This is a genomic window from Streptomyces sioyaensis (assembly GCF_004122735.1).
Classification (GTDB): domain Bacteria; phylum Actinomycetota; class Actinomycetes; order Streptomycetales; family Streptomycetaceae; genus Streptomyces; species Streptomyces sioyaensis.
On sequence record NZ_SDIF01000277.1, the window covers coordinates 1 to 1,346 of the forward strand.

Genomic DNA, 1,346 nt, shown 5'->3' on the forward strand with positions numbered 1-1,346 from the left:
GACCCACCCCGGCGCACCCGCCACCTCCGCCCCCGCCAAGGGACACGGCGGCAAGCGGGAACTCGCGCACACCGGGGCCTCGTCCACGGCCGCCATGGCGCTCGGCGGCAGTTCCGCCGCCCTGATCGCCGCGGGCGGCGGCACCGTCTACGCGGTCCGCCGGCGGCGCGGCTGAACCCCGCGCCCGACCGCTGCGTCCCGAGGAAGCGATGGAGTACTCCGCCGGTCCGCAGGCCCCGGTACGGTTCGCCGTGCCGGGGCTCCGGCCTGCCCTGTGGCGGTGGCTGCTGCGCACCGCCCGCCCGGCGGCCGCCCGCCGCGAAGCCCCGCGCCCCGGCCTCCCGGCCGGGTATCCGGCGGACGGCGAACTGCCCGGCGGCAGCGCCCGGTTGCCGGGCGGCGGGGCCGGCGCGCCGCCCGACCCGCCGCCGACGATCAGCGAGCTGTACCACGCCCACCGGCTGAACATGGTCCGGCTGGCCGTGCTGCTCGTGGACGACCGGGCCACCGCGGAGGACGTCGTCCAGGACGCGTTCGCCGCGCTCTACAAACGGCACGGCGAACAGCTCGGCGAGGTCGACAACGCCCTCGCCTATCTGCGCACCTCGGTCGTCAACGCCGCCCGCTCGGTGCTGCGTCGGCGGCGCACCGCGCGCGACTACACCCCGCCGTACGAGGCGGACGCACCGTCCGCCGAGGAGCGCATCGTGCTGGACGAGGAGCACCGGGAGGTGTTCGCCGCGCTGAGCGGACTGACCGCCCGCCGCCGGGAGGTGCTCGTCCTGCGCTACTGGGGCGATCTGACCGAGGCGCAGATCGCGACGACGCTGGGCATCAGCCGCGGCTCGGTGAAGTCCCTCGCCAGCCGCGCCCTGGACTCGCTGGAGAAGATCTTGGAGGCGCGGTCATGAACGGCCCCGGCACGGGTACCGGCCGCACCGGAGGCTCACCCGGCGAGGACGGCGGCGCCGGCGGCATGCGCCCCGGCAGTACGGGCGGTGGCCCCGGCTTCACGGGCGGCGCCACGGACCCCGGCCCCGACGGCACCGGCCCGCACCGCCCCGTGGAGGACCGGCTGCGCCGGGCCCTCGCGGCCCGCGCCGAGAGCATCGGCGTCCGGGACCTGCAACCGGCCGCGCCCCCCGGCCCGCACCTGCGCCGCGGCCGGCTGTCCGGCCTGCGGCGGCCCTGGCTGCGCCGGTTCGGGCTGCCACTGGCGGCGGCTGCCGCGGCCGCCGCCGTCGCGGTGGGCTACCTGATGACCGCCCCCGGCGGCCCGCCGGACCGGCCGCTGCCCGCAAGGCCGCCGAGCCCCGTCGGCCCCGCCCCGTCCCCCACGTACAGCG

At 78.8% G+C, this 1,346-nt stretch carries 3 protein-coding genes; all 3 read left to right on the plus strand.

Going from position 1 to position 1,346, the window contains the following annotated elements:
- Positions 1-175, plus strand: a 175-nt coding sequence (locus EST54_RS36325; RefSeq protein WP_129251478.1) for an LPXTG cell wall anchor domain-containing protein, incomplete at its 5' end; no start/stop codon positions are given.
- Positions 176-209: 34 nt separating this feature from the next.
- On the plus strand, positions 210-911 hold the full coding sequence (locus EST54_RS33850; protein ID WP_129251479.1) for an RNA polymerase sigma factor: 702 nt from the start codon (positions 210-212) through the stop codon (positions 909-911).
- The coding region (locus EST54_RS34220; protein ID WP_154074049.1) for a hypothetical protein at positions 908-1,346 on the plus strand (439 nt) is incomplete at its 3' end. The genes EST54_RS33850 and EST54_RS34220, both read left to right, overlap by 4 nt.

Coding starts and splice junctions, on each gene's coding strand:
- EST54_RS33850 (WP_129251479.1), top strand. CDS start 210: ATGGAGTACTCCGCCGGTCCGCAGGCCCCGGTACGGTTCGCCGTGCCG.